Origin of the sequence: Listeria tempestatis, assembly GCF_963575625.1 — a bacterium.
GTDB lineage: Bacteria > Bacillota > Bacilli > Lactobacillales > Listeriaceae > Listeria > Listeria tempestatis.
Map to the genome: position 1 here is coordinate 1 of NZ_CAUYTK010000037.1, position 312 is coordinate 312.

Here is a 312-nt window from a genome sequence, read left to right on the forward strand (position 1 = left end):
GGCATCCAATTTCGATTTCGCAATTTTCTTCTTCTTCAGCGGATTGCGAACTAATTTGGCTATGACGGCGCAAATTGGCTTTAACCCGTGCAATAAGCACACGAGTACTAAACGGTTTCGTTACATAGTCATCGGCGCCAAGCTCGAGGCCTAGCACTTTATCGATTTCTGAATCTTTTGCTGTTACCATGATGATTGGCATATCATATTTTTTGCGTACTTCACGGCAAACCTCAATGCCGTCACGTCCTGGAAGCATAATGTCAAGCAATATTAAATCTGGTTGTACTTCCTCAACAAGTTCAATTGCTT

Annotated in this window: 1 protein-coding gene; it reads right to left on the reverse strand. The window is 42.3% G+C overall.

Features of this window, described 5'->3' with window-relative positions; all coding sequences use genetic code 11:
* The coding region (locus tag R8923_RS14300) for a response regulator (protein ID WP_485873426.1) at window positions 1–312 on the reverse strand (312 nt) is incomplete at both ends.